The 15,975-nt window shown below is 57.1% G+C and carries 10 protein-coding genes; 5 read left to right on the forward strand and 5 right to left on the reverse strand.

Annotated features, from left to right (window positions below; all coding sequences use genetic code 11):
- Positions 1-1,426: 1,426 nt before the first annotated feature.
- The gene (gene gmd / locus ACT3UE_RS15190; RefSeq protein WP_443348966.1) at positions 1,427-2,467 is read left to right on the forward strand and encodes a GDP-mannose 4,6-dehydratase; all 1,041 of its coding nucleotides are present in this window, start codon (positions 1,427-1,429) and stop codon (positions 2,465-2,467) included.
- Complete coding sequence (locus ACT3UE_RS15195; protein ID WP_443427929.1) at positions 2,458-3,462, forward strand: GDP-L-fucose synthase family protein; 1,005 nt, start codon at positions 2,458-2,460, stop codon at positions 3,460-3,462. The genes gmd and ACT3UE_RS15195 overlap by 10 nt, the downstream gene beginning before the upstream one ends.
- Before the next feature lie 202 nt (positions 3,463-3,664).
- Here the strand turns inward: ACT3UE_RS15195 and ACT3UE_RS15200 are convergent, their stop codons facing one another.
- From ACT3UE_RS15200 to ACT3UE_RS15220, 5 genes are all read right to left on the reverse strand, one after another.
- A complete protein-coding gene (locus ACT3UE_RS15200) occupies positions 3,665-5,062 on the reverse strand; it encodes a glycerophosphodiester phosphodiesterase (protein WP_444566996.1) in 1,398 nt (465 codons plus the stop codon).
- A gap of 112 nt (positions 5,063-5,174) precedes the next feature.
- On the reverse strand, positions 5,175-5,738 hold the full coding sequence (locus ACT3UE_RS15205) for a sugar transferase (RefSeq protein ID WP_444566997.1): 564 nt from the start codon (positions 5,736-5,738) through the stop codon (positions 5,175-5,177).
- A 1,185-nt stretch (positions 5,739-6,923) separates the two neighbouring features.
- The gene (locus tag ACT3UE_RS15210; protein ID WP_444566998.1) at positions 6,924-7,574 is read right to left on the reverse strand and encodes an arsenate reductase/protein-tyrosine-phosphatase family protein; all 651 of its coding nucleotides are present in this window, start codon (positions 7,572-7,574) and stop codon (positions 6,924-6,926) included.
- A complete protein-coding gene (locus ACT3UE_RS15215; RefSeq protein ID WP_443427042.1) occupies positions 7,558-8,358 on the reverse strand; it encodes a hypothetical protein in 801 nt (266 codons plus the stop codon). Before ACT3UE_RS15215 ends, ACT3UE_RS15210 begins: the two co-directional genes overlap by 17 nt.
- Positions 8,359-8,384: 26 nt before the next feature.
- Positions 8,385-12,404, reverse strand: a complete 4,020-nt coding sequence (locus ACT3UE_RS15220; protein ID WP_444566999.1) for a LamG-like jellyroll fold domain-containing protein — start codon at positions 12,402-12,404, stop codon at positions 8,385-8,387.
- Positions 12,405-13,194: 790 nt separating this feature from the next.
- Here ACT3UE_RS15220 and ACT3UE_RS15225 point away from each other — a divergent pair.
- The 3 genes from ACT3UE_RS15225 to ACT3UE_RS15235 all read left to right on the forward strand — a co-directional run bounded on the left by ACT3UE_RS15225 (position 13,195) and on the right by ACT3UE_RS15235 (position 15,966).
- Positions 13,195-14,685: a polysaccharide biosynthesis tyrosine autokinase gene (locus ACT3UE_RS15225; protein WP_444567000.1), complete on the forward strand. Its 1,491-nt coding sequence runs from the start codon at positions 13,195-13,197 to the stop codon at positions 14,683-14,685.
- 438 nt (positions 14,686-15,123) lie between these two features.
- Positions 15,124-15,249 (forward strand): hypothetical protein, encoded by a 126-nt coding sequence (locus ACT3UE_RS15230; RefSeq protein WP_444567001.1) that lies wholly within the window; start codon positions 15,124-15,126, stop codon positions 15,247-15,249.
- Positions 15,250-15,402: 153 nt separating this feature from the next.
- Positions 15,403-15,966: a DDE-type integrase/transposase/recombinase gene (locus ACT3UE_RS15235; RefSeq protein WP_444567002.1), complete on the forward strand. Its 564-nt coding sequence runs from the start codon at positions 15,403-15,405 to the stop codon at positions 15,964-15,966.
- The last annotated feature ends 9 nt before the right edge of the window (positions 15,967-15,975 follow it).

The following is a 15,975-nucleotide window of genomic DNA, read 5'->3' on the forward strand; positions in this document are numbered from 1 at the left end:
TCGGGCAGCCCGATCTGCTGTAGTCAGAACAAAGCCGGTTACGACATTCGCCTCGGTGAAGACGTGGGTCAGGTCCCCTAAGGGGGTGGAGACAAATCGTCGGCGCCATCGGAGATGTGCCCGCGGTTGGCCAGAGCGTCTTTGACCGCGGGCTGGGCAATGAACATCCTAATGAACTTCTTCTGGCTTTCGCTCGCGCTAGTAGCTGCCGTCCTTGATGGCATAGCATTCACCTGCGTAGCCAAGAGCTTGCCCACCATTCACATGCGTCGTTCCGGACTTGCTCCTAGGGCCCCCGTTCCCGCCGCTGAAGTCCAGTAGAAGAACCATTCCCGCCGACGAGCACATAAGTCAAGCCACTGAACCCGTCGAATTCCACCGAGACCACGTGGTCGAGACCGATATTGCGCAGTCTCGCCATTGTATGGTTCGCCCATGCCCCCCTTCAAAGGAAAAAGCTACAGTGATTTTGTCGGTACCATCACGTTGAAATAGAGATCCGGGGATCCACAAGATCGACTTGGTGCAGACCTGCTTCCGGTACTACAGGAAATCCACGAGAATCGAGGTGTCAGATCTGCCGGCGTTGGGCCCCTGATCGCCTCCGTTCTCCCCTGTGCCTCCGCAGGCACCGCAGCCCAGCATCACGATGCTCATCGCGTCCCCATTCGATATCTACTTCTGCGGCCTCCGTGCCTCGGGTGGAAAGCCTCGCCGATCTTATATGCCTCGTCGCCGAGGGTGCTGGCACTGGTGCAGCATATCCTCCGGCGATGACAGGTACCACGGGCAAAAGCAAAGACGTCAGGATTCTTGGGCACTGACCGGCTACTGACTCCAACGCTAATCTTCGATCGCGGAATTCTCGCCGAGGTCAACGATCTCGAGCGACATGCAATTTTGTCTTCCTGCCGCATGTAGCCAAGCTACTCTCGTGATCATCTGGCTTCATGACGCTGTTGCTATTGCCTCCACTTCTCGGCCCCCGCTGCCTTGACGATATGTCGCTGTTCAGTCGATTAGTCGATTAGGCTATTAGTCGACTCAAGGCATACGGCAAAGCTTCGCATTACACCAGCCGACCGCCGCGTCAAACAGGCTTAAGTTCAGAGTGTCCTATCCGTCACCGGGCGCATCATTTCGACGCCGTGTTTCGATAGCAGGGGATCTTTCATGGCTAGGGCAGCAAGCACGTTCCTGCCCCACGGCTCCTGGGGGCGGCAAGATCTTCTCCTAGGCCACAGCGACAACGCTCTACGTCGTCGCTCACCACTTGGAAGACCGTCCGGAGAATACTCAGATGGAGGTCGCTCTCTCTCGGGCAAAGTGCGCAATCACTCGTCTTTTCGATTTACGCTAGCGAATTGGGGCAAGACAGCGTTGGCTGAAGGTTAGACACATTCGAATTCGAATAACAGGGGGCACCATGTCCAAGCGCGCACTCATCACCGGAATTACTGGCCAGGACGGTTCATACCTTGCTGAGCTGCTGCTGAGCAAGGGCTACGAGGTGCATGGCCTCATACGGCGATCTTCGACGTTCAACACGACTAGGATTGATCATCTCTACAGTGATCCACATGATCCGCGCGCCCGACTCTTTTTGCACTACGGCGATCTGGGCGACGGTGCTAGGCTGGTCACCCTGATTTCTGAGATCAAGCCCGATGAAGTCTACAATCTGGCTGCCCAATCACACGTGAGGGTTTCCTTTGACGAACCGCAGCATACAGCCGACACCACGGGCACGGGCACCATCCGGCTTCTAGAAGCCGTGAGGATGTCGGGCCTGAAGACGCGCTTCTATCAGGCTTCGAGCTCGGAGATGTTTGGGGCGACACCGCCGCCCCAAAATGAGAACACCCCGTTCTACCCGCGCTCTCCTTATGGAGCTGCAAAAGTATACAGCTACTGGATCACCAAAAACTACCGTGAGGCTTACGGCATGTATGCAGTGAACGGGATCCTCTTCAACCACGAGTCACCGCGACGCGGGGAAACGTTCGTCACCCGTAAAATAACCCGCGCTGTGGCGGCGATCAAAGCCGGAGTTCAGGACGAGCTTTATCTGGGAAATCTCGATGCCGTCCGAGACTGGGGCTACGCGGCCGAATACGTTGAGGGCATGTGGCGGATGCTGCAGGCCGACGAGCCCGACGACTACGCTCTGGCCACCGGCTTAGGGTATTCGGTTCGCGACTTCCTGGCTGCGTCTTTCGAGCACGTGGGCCTGAACTGGCAGAACCATGTCCACTTTGACGACCGATACCTCAGGCCAACCGAGGTGGACGCACTCATCGGTGATGCATCGAAAGCCCGCGATAAGCTTGGTTGGCAAGCAACCGTAGATGCTCCTGAACTGGCAAGAATCATGGTGGATGCCGATATCGAGGCTCTCAAACACGCAGGAAGTCCTTGGGTCGACGCCGTGAGTCTCGGGAGCTGGAAGGGAACCGCATGCCTGTAAAGAACTTCTCGAGCACCAGCGCGGGTGACCACGTCGAATATGCTCCCTCACCGTTGGATCGCACGGCACCATTTCTGGTAGCAGGCCATCGCGGATTGGTAGGCTCCGCGATCTGGCGCCGCTTGGAGTCTGCCAACTTCACCAACCTCCTGGGTAGGACCTCGAGTGAACTTGATCTCCGTGATCGAGACAGCGTCCGCGAGTTTTTCGCAGTCGAAAGGCCACGCTACGTGGTGCTGGCTGCGGCGCGTGTCGGCGGGATCATGGCCAACCAATCCTTCCCCGTGGAATTCCTCACCGAGAACCTGCGCATCCAAACCAATATTATGGAGTCCGCCATGGAGCAGGGCGTGGAACGGCTCCTGTTCCTGGGTTCCTCCTGCATTTACCCCCGAGATGCGACCCAGCCGATCTCAGAGGATTCCTTGTTAACCGGGCACCTAGAGCAAACCAATGACGCATACGCGATTGCAAAGATTGCCGGCATCGTCCATGTTCAAGCCGTCAGGCGACAATACGGTCTACCTTGGATTTCGGCCATGCCTACGAACTTGTATGGGCCCGGGGATAACTTCTCCGTCGAAGGGTCTCATGTGCTGCCCGCGCTAATCCGTCGCTACGATGAAGCCGCCCGAAATGGAACGACCACGGTGACCAATTGGGGCTCGGGAACGCCGCAGCGGGAACTCTTGCACGTGGATGATTTGGCTGATGCTTGCCTTTACCTCCTCGAACACTATGACGGCCCTGACCACATCAATGTGGGCACTGGGCGAGACGTATCCATTCGCGAGCTTGCCGAATTGGTTGCAGAAGCCGTTGGATACTCCGGTGACGTTGTTTGGGACACTTCAAAGCCTGATGGGACCTCCCGTAAGCTTCTGGACGTTGAACGTCTGAACAAGATTGGTTGGCACTCCGCAATCAGTCTGGAAGAGGGCATCCGTGAAACGGTGGACTGGTACCGCCAGCATGCGGCAACCGTCAGGACATAGGGGGCGGTCCGCGGGAGTCGTAAGCGATTCTGACATCGTCCATCGTTGTATGCAACAGGGCCTCTCTGGGACTCTGGAGGCCACAACGGCGAACCGGCTACTGAAACGCGTTGACTCCCAATAGGCAATCGATTTTGCCTCGGCGACGTCTCCGAAGAACAAGTTCGATGGCGCACGCTGAAGCGTAAGCGCTGGGGCGGGGCTAAATCAGCTTGATCTGTCGAAACTCCACCGGCGGTCCTTCCGGATAATTCTTGCTCAGGGACAAGTAACCTCCCTGCGTTCCCTTGGTTCTAACGAATTTACGCCAGCCCAATGAATCGATGCGAGCAAACCCAATTCCAGTTTCCGTGGAGTTGACCCAGAGGGTAATCCACTGGCCGGACACCACGGGATCCGTCTCGAGTTTTCCCAAGAGAGTTCCTGAGGCCTCTTCTGCGTCACGATGAAACAATTCAAGTGAGCCGTTCCGGCGCAAGACCAAGTGGTATCCGGCCACTGCCGATTTAATGACGACTCGATAAGGCGCGTCGCTGCTTTGGCCAAAGCAGAGCCCCGCATGTTGCTCGTTTTCCGGCAGACCCTCAGGCCAACGGAGCTCCAACTGAATTTCGTAGATGGAACGTTCAACTGGCGCCATGGAACCCATCAAGTAACTGGGTCTGTCCTGGCCCGAGAGGGTAATACTGCCCGCAATCTCGTTAATACGAGGTTGGACGCGCCATCCACGATCCGTTGTCCACGGAAGGTCCCCGGGCGCTCGCTTGCCACTTTTGAAGGCATCGACACGTGCCGCCGGTTTCGAAGTCATGACATATGGGATGTTGGAGCACATCATTCCTTGCACGCCGAGGTTGCTGAGCCGCTCACGCATATGCCGGTGGTGGACCTCCCAGCAGATGACGGGCTTCCCCAAGGACACTATCTTCCGAATGGCTTCGTCGGTTGCGAGGTGGGAAATCCCCAGAAAATCAAAGTCCTTCTCCAACTCGTCGAGCTCAGACATCAGCTCGACGTCGAAATATCCCCATGCTTTATACCCGGCTTCGCGAACAGCCAGCACCTGTCTGCCACGTGCACTTTGCTTCCATACGAAGTGCTCCCGCGAGTTCGAGTACTCATCCATTAAGCCCAAGAGCTCCAGGGTGTTGGTTCCTTGCTTGTCGTCGATAAAAATGACGCTCGTCTCCGCGTGTTCGTCGAGAACGTCCTTGAGTAGTGTTATTGGTTGGAGTTCTGTGCCGGGGCCGAGCCATTGCCGCGCGTCGACTGTGAGCTCTTGGAGAGTCGCATAGTCGGTATCCGCAATGAGGTGATCCTGACCCGTCATTCTCTCGGTATTGCGATCATGATGACATACTAGGACGCCGTCTTTGGTTGCATTCACCGCGACGTCGATAGCGCCTGCTCCTGCGGCGATGGCCTGGGCATACGCAATAGCCGTATGTTCGGGCCAGTTATCACCGGACCCGCGGTGGGCGATGTAGAACGGCGTTTCAGCAGTCAATGACGCAACAGTCGACTTCTTTGCCGATCCCGAGTGTTTCTCCAAAGCATGATTCTCGCCGGTTTGCGAACTGCAACCGCTGGACAGCGCCAACAATGAAGCCCCCCCAAAAAGGAGGCTTCTGCGAGAAACCTCGGAGTTTATAATGTCCATAGCCGACCTTTCGTTTCTTTGTGTCTAGACCTAACGTTCTAATACCCCCGCGTCAGGACCGACCACAGCGCTCACAGTAATCACGAGGATGAAGGTATCCGCCCGAGGACCAGTCATCCGCATAGTTGATGTCAAGCTTTTGCTCCTCACCCCATCCAAGAGGCAAGCGTCCACTCGCCTGCCAAGTGCCGGTCACGCTTAGTGAAACGAACAGACGGTGAACCGATTCGCCACAATGTAACCCGATTTTTTGCTCTCGCAGGGGACCAATGCCCACCAGATTCATGTCTGCTCGGAGTCCGGTGAACAGCTGTCGCAATTCGACAAGGAAATACTTGCGAAAAATTCCGCCGCCCCGATTGATGCGTGGGTCGGCGGAGACATTGGAAAGTGGAACGGTATCCGCGCCCTGCGTTTCAAAAAACTGCATTAGTTTGATACCGGCGCCGGTAGCCATAGTCCTAAACTTCAGATTTGAAAAGGGGGTCCCGTCCTTGCCAATTCGTAGTTGCCGGGACAAGCTATCTTCCTGATTGCTGATTTTGACGGTCATTCCAATGAGGGTCAGCCAGGGCGAAAAGACGATGATAATGACGAACACCCTGGCAATATTCATGGAGCGTTTCGCTAGCTGGGCGGGGCCAGATTGGGTAGCGACACAGATTCGTATCAACACATACTCCCCTTGGGTACTGCACGAGATACGGGTGGCACGCTCGGCACCAGTTTCCAGCCCCAGACACATAGCCGATCCTCGATTGCGCAGGCGCTACTTAAGGCAGCGCAGTGCTCTGTTGGGAATTCCCCGCCATCAACGATCTCCGCGCTACATGCATCAGAGGCCCTAACCGAAGCCAGTACTCTATTCGAGAACGCCATCGGGCCAGTGCGGTCCGCAGGGGCAATGATCAACCGAGTGGTCCGTCGCTCATCCGTCCAGCTATAGGGTGTCGGTTGAACGCCACCGGCCACTAGAACCACACGTACGGGTAGATCTTTGGCGAGGAAACGGCTGGCCAGATATGCAAGAACCGCCGTGAGGACGATGAGTCCTATGAGTAGGTTACACGCAGCACGCACCACGAGGAACAGTCCCTCGATCATGAAACATGGCGCTAGAATGTTGATGCTGGCCCATACGAATGACTTAAAGGTCCGTTGGTTCCGGGACCGCGCAGACCTGCCCCCGGCCAATGCAGCACCGACGCACCAAGCCCGTGCTGCGTACGCCACCCGCGGTGAGGGCGACCAACAGAAACTCGTGTGGGTCGCCATGAAGCTGACCGGTAAGATCCTCATGAGGACCAGCGGAAGAATTGTATTGCGGGGCGTCGACAACGAGCCAGCTAACGAGCTAAGTGTCGCCCTTCCGCCCGACTGCTCTCTCTGACCGTTTACTGCCCAATGAAACCAGCTTCGTTCAGCTCCGAGAAGATTCCTCCACGTTTTCGGTTTCTCCTGCCCGAGTTCACCACCGTGAGCTGCCAACTGGCAGGAACTGGAGTAAGAATTCATGCTCCCCCCCCCTAGTGTCACTTCATCGGGCGTACCCACGTGTCGCTTGCTTTGTCACGCCGAAAATTTTGGCTGGATTTACCCGCACAGTGGGTGTTGCCCCCTCTTCAATGAACTCAATACGCCCATTGTCCTCGTGAGCGCTCCCGCCTATTACTTTAAAGAATACAAAGTAGCAAGGTGATTTTCCCGAGTACACCGTACCCGTTCACTCCTCGGCTCTTGCGGTATTCACTTTGCGATTACTTACGGCATGACGTGGCTCAGTGAAACCACAGGGAGCAACCTATGGATTGTTATACGAGCGCAGATCCTCGATCGCAGCCAGGATCTGCTGCGCAGCGCTGCGATATTCTCGAATACTGGCACCGTAGGGATCTATCACGTCGTCGTCGGAGGGAAGCGCAGCCAAGGATTGAGGCCGGCCGCTAGGGGCCTCCTGAAGCAGCTGCCTCCAGCGTGCTGCGCCGGCCAATTCTTCGAGGCGGACAGGCTCTAGAAAGGACAGCGCAAGCCTGCGTTGGGCGAGGTATGAAGCAATTCGGGCAAACTCACGCAAAGTGAATATGCGTCGCAATACTTGCGGTTGCATCTGTGCACACGATGCACGCTGACCACGATCCATGCAAAGAACGAGGTCCGCCTTTTCGAGCATCCCGACCGTCAATTGACGGGCATGAAAATCCGAGGCATCGATGTCTTCCGGAAGTTGGGCTGCGGCTCCCGGATCGATGGCCTCACCTGCAAATGCTCGGACGCCGGCACTTTCCACAGTGAACTGTCCCGGGAATTCTTCTTCCAACCATTTTGCGATCATCAATGCCGCTGTGGGAGATCGGCAAATGTTGCCCGTGCATACGAAGAGTAGGTTGAAATGCGACACATCTGCGGCGCGCCCAACCAGATCGTCAAGCCTACTTTTATCCGGATGTTCCATTCCCGCCGTTCCCCTTCGGGAGCCATGCATAACATCCGGTGCTCTCCACCTGTTCCGCGGACTTTCCCACTGTCATTTGGAAGTCTTTCTTCTTTCCAATGCCCCCCGACGAAACCACTTCCCCATCTTTATCCCGGACTGTCCACGTACATCCTTCACCGGGTGTCTTTGCGACATATGCCCCCTTGGTTACGGTGGCCTTGGTTGTCTTCTTGCCGACCTTGAACTGACCATCGGCAAACCCTGCAGAAGATTGGCGCCATTGAGAAGCAAAATCAGGGCAGAGTAGCCGTATTGCCGCCTCCGCGTTCGCCAGTTCATCGCTGGCTAAGACACCTGGCACAGAAGCTGGATCCGCCTTTTCAAGGAATTCAAGTCGCTGACACGTTGCTTCCCCGCCTTCTGCCACCGCTCGCGGGTCGACTGCTGGCGCACCGTCTGCAGAGTCTCCAGCATTGGCTTCTTCGGCAGCCTCTACATACTTTTTTTCCTTGGTGCTGAGCCGCTTCTTCTCGGCTGCAGCCGCCTGCTTTGGATCCTGAAGTTCCTTTTTCACAGGAACGGCTGCAGCGCTGCTGTCTGACGTGGATGAATCAGCGCTCTTTTTTGCTGACTCAACCGGACTGGATTGTTTCTTAGCAGTTTCTTTCTGATCGACCGCTACCTTGCCCGCCGGGGCATCGCTCGAAACGGCACTACTGGTAGATACGTGAAGCCCCTCAACCTCGTTTCCCGAGCCACCGCAAGCCGTGAGGGCCACAAGGAATGCGGAGAAGATTGCCATCCCAGCGAGATGTTTCCTATTCACCGCTATTCACCTCCAAAGGTTAGGACGAGTACTGGACGTTGATCTGCCACGGACCTCTCGCGTGACCAGAACCAGATGTTGTCACTCCCGCTGCCCTCGATATCCAGGGTTGTTCGATCTCCCAGAAGCTTGGATACTGTCTCCGGGTCAAGGGCCACATCATACGCAGTGTTCGGCTTGGTGTTCGCCCCGATTTCCCCCAACTCCTGTCCTGAGGCCATGGGCCGATTGGCATGATTGATGGTCGATTCATCCCAATCCACATCGATCGCTGTGATCAAGTGTGTATCCGTTGAACCCGCGTAGGAGGCAGTCGTGGTCCGAAAGCGCAGGTTTGCGTCCGTGAGAACGAGACCCGATGGTGCGTCAGGCAGATTGAATTCCAAGAATGTTGAGTAGCCTGGTGTTCCGCGCGATGCCAACTGGGTGACTGAACCGTAGGTGTCCCGAGCGGCGGACGCGTTCGTCATGGCGTCCTTTGTTGGGCTTAACTCCACGACCTCTGGTTCCGGGAGTGGATCGGGCAGCTCCGGGCCAGCCCCCGGAGTAAACGTCAGCTCTAACGCAGGTCGGTATGCCTCGACGCTTCGTTCCCGCGACCAGAACCAGGCATTATCAGTTCCCAGGCTGGCAAGAGCCAGGGTCATCGAAGAACCTTCGGACATAATGAGTTCTCTCGGTTCCACGGAAATCGAATAGTCCGTGTTGGGCTCTGCGCCGGCCTTCAGTTCTCCAATAGCAACCCCGGTCAGTTCCGGGCGGTTTCTCCATGTCGTCGTGTTTTCCTCCCAATCATTATCAGCGACACGGACTTGGTGTGTGTCAGTCGATCCTGCATACGACGCGGTGGACGTTCGGAGCTTCAGCTTGGCTCCGGAAAGATGGGTTCCTTCGGGAGTATCCGGAATCTCGAAACGTAGATATGACAAGTAACCCAGGCTGCCGCGGGAAGCGAGCTGGCTCGAGAAACCGTACGCGGAGCTGGGCGCTCCCTCATTCACCATGACGTCAGCCACTGTCGGGAGAGTGATGGTCGACCCAAGTGGTTCGGCAGCCTCGATCTTGATTTCAAGCGGATCTGAAGACGCTCCACTGTTGCCAGCTTCGTCGTGAGAAACCACTTTGTAGTACCAGGTACCGGGGTCTACGTCGGCATCGACGTACTTCAAATCTGGGGTTCCACCCAGCTTATTGGTTGTCGAAGGTTCGAACCCGGCCGTCTTACCACGATGGACACGGTACCCGGCGATGCCGACATTATCTGTAGCAGCATCCCAAGACAGGCCCACAGAAGATCCGGAGACTATTCCCTTTAAGTTCTCCACAGCCGTCGGATCCTCCGTATCGGCATTCTCCAAGGTAGCTGACGCACTGGCCGGCTCACTACGGTTACCGGCGGCATCGTAGGCAATCACCTGGTAAAACCACTCCCCGGCCTCCGGCGGAGTGTCAGCATAAGCAGTGGACTTCCCATCAGCGATCTTCGTCGCTTCTGTGGCTGAGAAACCCTCCGTAGCAGAACGATGCACTTCATAACCAGCAACGCCGACATTATCTGTAGCAGCATCCCAAGACAGGTCCACCGTTCCATCAGTCACCTTGGCGTCGAGCCCGCCAGGCGATGACGGTTCCTCACTATCTCCTGGAGGGGTCTCGGCGCCTAGGCTATGATGCTTGGCTACTTCATTCGCCGAGAGTGCTTTCGCGTAGACAGCGACTTCATCTACCTTCACTGCAGACAGGAAGTCCTGGCTGGTACCGCCCCAGACCCGGTCGCCACCTACACGCCAGTATCCATTGAAGGACTGTGCGCTGGATTGCGGGTTGGAAGCGACTTCCGCTCCGTCCACGAACATCTTCATGCCGGATGAGGACTGCATGGCTGCCAGATGGTGCCAGGATCCGTCGTTGTAGGCATCGGGAGAGACCGCCGTGTTTTCGGACCCTGTCCAGGTACCAAAGACCAACCGTCCATCGTCTCGCATGTACACGTGGCGGTCGTAGTTGTTCGAGTCTCCATCGGGGCTGGACGAGAAACCAATAAGTCTGCCCCCTGTCTGTGCGGAGGTCGAGAACCACATCTCAGCAGTGAACTCCGGTGACGGATTGTTGGCAACTGGCGACGAGACAAATCCGTCTGAACCCAGCGAAGCTGCCGCTCCCCACACGCCAACGACTTCGGGCTGGACACTTCCTCGAAGTTGACCGTCGGCGCCAAAGATTCCGCTGTCGGGCGTTTGCCCTTCTGCGAGTGAGCTGAAGCGCCAGAAGAAATCTGGAACCTGTTCAAATACGGCAGCCCCATAGGCATCTTGCGGGGCTTGCGGTATCGACGACGTCCCGCCGGCGGCGGTGAAGTGCTCGTCCACCTGCAATGGCGTCAGCACCTTCTCATATACTGCGGTCTCGTCGATCTGTCCGGCGAAGAAGTCGCTCGCTGGACGATTTGGCCAGCCGTTGAGGTTATCCCCGCCGACCCGCCAGGAACCCCGGTAGTCCTGGGCACCGACGTTTCCGTTCCGCCCGACTACAGCCCCATCTACATAGAGCTTCATCCCGCTTGCTCCCTGGGAGGCTACGATGTGGTGCCACTCTCCATCGTTATAGGCCGTTGAACTCGATGCAGTCTTGGTGCCGCCGTCGTACGCCCCGAAGGTGAGTTTCCCGTCGTTGGACATGTAGATGTGGCGGTCATAGCTGCTACTCGCCCGGTAGCGTCCGTTGTCCGTCCGCGGGTTGCCGTCCCCGTAGCCCATGATCTTTCCTCCACGATCGGTGGTGGTCTTGATCCACGTCTCGATGGTGTACTCATCGGGCCCCGGGGCGAATGTGTCATTCAACGCGTAGGAACTGCTGCCGTTGAACCCAATAGCGAAACCGTCGCCGCCTTCAACAGCATTGTCGATCGCCCGCAGGTCAGGGGAGCCTAGGAAACGGACTTGTTTATTCCCATTCGAACTGTCGGCTCCGTAGATATCGTTCTGCTCGTTGAAACGCCAGTAGAGCGTGGCTCCATCGTTGAGAACCTCAGATGCGTACGGTGCGTCTTCTGTCGCGGCAGTAGCTGACGCGGTTGCGGACAAACCGCTGGTGCTGTATCCGTCGCTTGCCGTAACACGATAAGAGTACGTTTGGCCTGCTTGGACATCCGTGTCCACAAAGGACTGTTGTGGCGCGTGCCACCAGGTCGACTCGCCCTCAATCGTGGCAATTGGCGTGCTTGAACCGTTGCGGTAGACCCGATACGTCAGACTCCCGTCGTCATCGTCGATACTTGAGCGCCAGCGGACCTGGATCTCTCCCTCCTTGAGGGATTCGGCGGTAAGCCTCCCTGGGGTGGGCGACTTGGCAGATTCAGGCCCGGATGCGAATCGCGTCAAGCCGCGCTGTGTGTGTCCATTCGTGAGGGTGAACTCGCCGCCAACCCAGAGAAACGATTTCTCCCCCTTCTGCGCAACCGTCAGGGCCCTGCCGCCAATACCCTCCCCAATCCCATCATTGAGGTCTGGCTTCCATGCCACCGCAGCGGTCGGCGCTTCAACTGTCTGCGCCTGAAGATAGACTCGTCGGCCATCAGTTTGCCAGCCCATGAGCTCGCAATCATGCGCGTGATTCGCTGAATAGAGGGTCGCCTCATTCACAACAAGTGCTTGGTTCGCTCCCAGACAGCGATCGCGCCAACGTTGAGAAAGATCCGAATAGTCCAAGGCGAGTTTTCCGTCGAAGACACCGCCCCCCGTTCCTTCATTGGCAACATAGAAGCCAGTATCATCGGTGGTGATGGCTTTCGTAACGGACGTTGCAGGGATTTGAGTCTCGGTGTTGTTACCCGCACCAAAGGTCTTGACGATGTCGGCTGTGGAAGCATCCAAGACGGCCATCGAGTGCGCATCGTTTCCGTTGATCGTGAAAAAATCGCCACCAACAGCCACTTGGTTTTCGTCCGGTGAGACGGCGACGGCCCTCCCCGGCGCGTCGGCATTGGCCTGCCACGGTTGCAGGGCCCCGGATGTGGCGTCCACCGCAGCGAATTTGGATCGTTGCGTGCCCCTTACGCTGTTGAAGTCACCACCGAAATAGACTGTCGAATCGGTGGCGGCTATCGCTCGAACCGTCGCAGAGATGGAACCGGCGCGAAAAGACTTGACGGTGCAGGTTGCTATGTCGATGGCGACTAGGCGCGCAACGGAAACCCCATTAACATGCGTGAAGTGACCACCCACGTATAGGGTTTTCTCATCCGGTGAAACGGTCAGGGCGCGAACAGTCGTGGTCCCGGACGATGAATACAAGACCGGCCGGCAAGAGGCCGGTGCTCCAGTCGCTGCGTCGAACGACGCCAACGACGTCACGGCCACGCTAGTGCCCGAGCTCCCACTGGGAGGAACTAGGGCGCTGAACGTCCCACCCGCGAACACTGTCCCCTTGGCTTGAGCCAAAGCCCAAACGGTTCCGTTGGTTTGCCACGTGGGCGCATCAACGGCAGAAAATTGAAGCCTGTCCGACAACGCTGATGCCGGCGATGCCAAAGCAATGAGTGCACCAGACGCTACGAGCCCCGCAGCCAGTGTCATCGACAAAAACTTACGCACTTGAAACCCCCAAGATATGCCATTGGTAATTCAGTGCACCCAGTGGGAGCTAGGGCCAACGGTATGCGTAGCTTGACGGCCGCGGAAGAGGACAACGCATTTTCGAGTAGACCTGCCACGCCTCCAAGTAGTTCCCGAGGAATTATGAGTATCCGACAATGAGATGCGGCACATGAGTACATGCAAGAATTCAATAAATCACATTCGCTGGGGAGTTTGCATGGAACTGTATGAATATCTTCGAGTCGTTGGCAAACACTGGAAGGCCGTAGTCGTCGTGACGCTCCTAAGTACTTTTGTGGCCTGGGGTGCAGCGATGCTCGCCACCCCCGAGTACCGAACGCACGCCTCAGTCTTCTTTTCAGTTGCGGATGGTTCCTCCTACAACGAAATTGCGCAGGGCTCCGCTTACTCCCAACGTCAAGTCGTGTCTTTCGCGGAGCTGGCTACTTCTACTATCGTGCTGGAACCGGTTCTCCGCGAACTCAAACTAACGAAAGGTGTTGGGGATCTAAAGAAGCAATTGTCTGTGACGATTCCCACGGATACTTCGATCGTCAACATCAGTGCGACTGACCCGTCGCCCGAGCGTTCCGCAGACATGGCGAATGCCGTTGCCAAGGAGTTGAAGACCGCGTCCTACCGTCTGGCCCCGAAACACTCCAACGGAGACGCGATGGTGCAGGCAACAGTGACAACTCCTGCCGTGGTACCGGAAGCCCCAGTATCACCACGACCGAGAATCAACTTGGTCATAGGATTCGGCGTGGGTCTCGGTCTCGCCATCGCGTTTGCGGTGTTGCGGGAAGCGATGGATAACAGGGTCAGGACCGAAGAAGACATCAGGCAGCTCGCTGGTGCACCGGTCCTTGGACAGATCCCCTACGAAAAGCATGCTGCGTCCGGCCCACGGCCACTCGTGGGGTCATTGAGTGCGAGCCCACAATCCGCTGAGGCCTTCAACAAATTGCGACTCAACTTGCAGTTCATTGAATTCGTTCAGAACTCCCGTGTCATCACAGTGGTATCAGCGATGCCCACCGAGGGTAAAACCACGACGGCAGTGGATCTGGCCATCAGCATGGCTCAGTCGGGTTCGCGTGTCCTCTTGATCGATGGTGACCTTCGTCGGCCCGCCGTCGCTCGCACCTTGGGGCTCGAAGGGTCAGTAGGCCTGACGTCCACCCTCATTGGGCAAATCGACATCGAAGATGTGCTCCAGAGCTGGGGCGACGGAGGCCTAGATGTCCTGACCGCAGGCGTTTTGCCGCCCAATCCCGTAGACCTTCTCAATTCCGCAGAGATGAAAGCCACCATCAACAAGCTTAGAGCCAAATACGATTCAATCATTATTGACGCGCCACCCCTGCTCCCGGTCACCGATGGCCATATCCTGAATTCGTACAGTGACGGCGCCCTTTTAGTCGTCGCAGCAGGCGCCACGACAAAGAACCAATTCGTACAAGCGAGTCAGAACCTCGAGAAATTTGATAGCCGTGTCCTCGGCGTGGTGTTGAACAAAGTACAGCCCCAAACTCTCCAGGATTCTCTGTACTCGTATAAACAACCTATCGACTCTCCGAGCAGTCGTGTTACCCCGGGTCGGAAGGCCAGGATCCCGGAGCGATCTCCGCGCAGGTTCAGGAAGGGACGGAATACGCAAGCTTCGAAGTACGACGAACATTCGGCTGACTTCGAGAACGTTCGTTAGAAGTGCAGGTCGGGGCTGATGCAGGGGAAAGGTGACACATGATCTGGCTTGTTGGTAGACAAGCCCGATGGGATGGTCGCTATGCCACCGCCCCTACACGAAAGAGTTCCGCGGTGACGTTGTCCGCGTCGTATTTAATCGAGATGTAAAGGCCCCGATCGGCCAGATCGCGAAAAATTTGGGCGTCCACGAAGGCATCATCGCCAAATGGCTCCACGCAGCAGGGATCGCCGACGGCAACAAGCCCGGCGAGACCACGGACCAGTCGCCAGAACTACGAGCACCAGGCCACCGGACACGTCTACTTGCACAGGCGAACGTAGTCCTTCGCCATGCCGCTGCCTATTTGTCGCAAGCGAATCTGCCGTCAAAAGACTCTGCCCGCTCGTAAGGGAGCTCGCCGCCGACTCGATCCCCGTCGCGTTGTCGTGTCGGCTCTTGAAGCTATCCCGCCAAGGGTACTACCGCTGGCTGTCCGTTCCCAAGACCCACGCCGACCTCTTCGCTGCCTACCGGACGAATGCCCTCTTCGATGCCCACCGGGACGACCCGGAGTTCGGGTAGCGATACCTCGACGACGAGCCGGAAACCGCCGGGTACCCCATGGCCGCTCGCACGCACGTGACGGCCGTGCTCGGATAATGCGTAGTTCTCTGCATTTCGTCCGGGAAGGGGCAAGAACAGCATAAGTCCTGGTCCTCCAATTCATGACGATCCGTGCGCCGTCACCGACTTCGACGGACGAACTCGACACCAGTTCAGCGCAACGGACCCGACCAGTTGTGGCTGACCGTCTTTGCGGAGCAAGAAACAAAACAAGGCAGAATTTACCTCTGCGCGATCAAGGATGTGTTCTCGTCTCCGATCGCGAGCTACTCGACCAGCAGCCGGACGCAGGCCCGATTCGCCGTCGACGCCCTCCAGATGGCCGTCGCCGGACGTGGCAACGTGGCTTTCTGCACAGTGCATTCAGATCAAGGTTCGGAACTTCGAACCAGCAATTTATTCCGTGCTTGGCAGCTCGGGATTTGGTCGGGTCGATGGGGAGAGACGGCGCGGCCGGGACAATGCGGCCATGTAGTCGTTCTTTGCGTTGGTGCAGAAGAACGTGCTCGACGACTGTGGTGCTGGGCCGCCCAGGACCAGCTGAGGATCACTCTGGTGACCTGGATCAAGCGAACGTATCACCGATGTCGACGGCAAGTCTGGCTGGCTCGTTGCCCCGTGGATTACGACGCAATCATAGAAAAGGCTGTTCTCGCAGCTCGACACTCAAATTGACCTGACCTA

It is taken from the genome of Arthrobacter sp. 179 (genome assembly GCF_052379645.1).
In the GTDB taxonomy this organism is placed as follows: Bacteria; Actinomycetota; Actinomycetes; order Actinomycetales; family Micrococcaceae; genus Arthrobacter_H.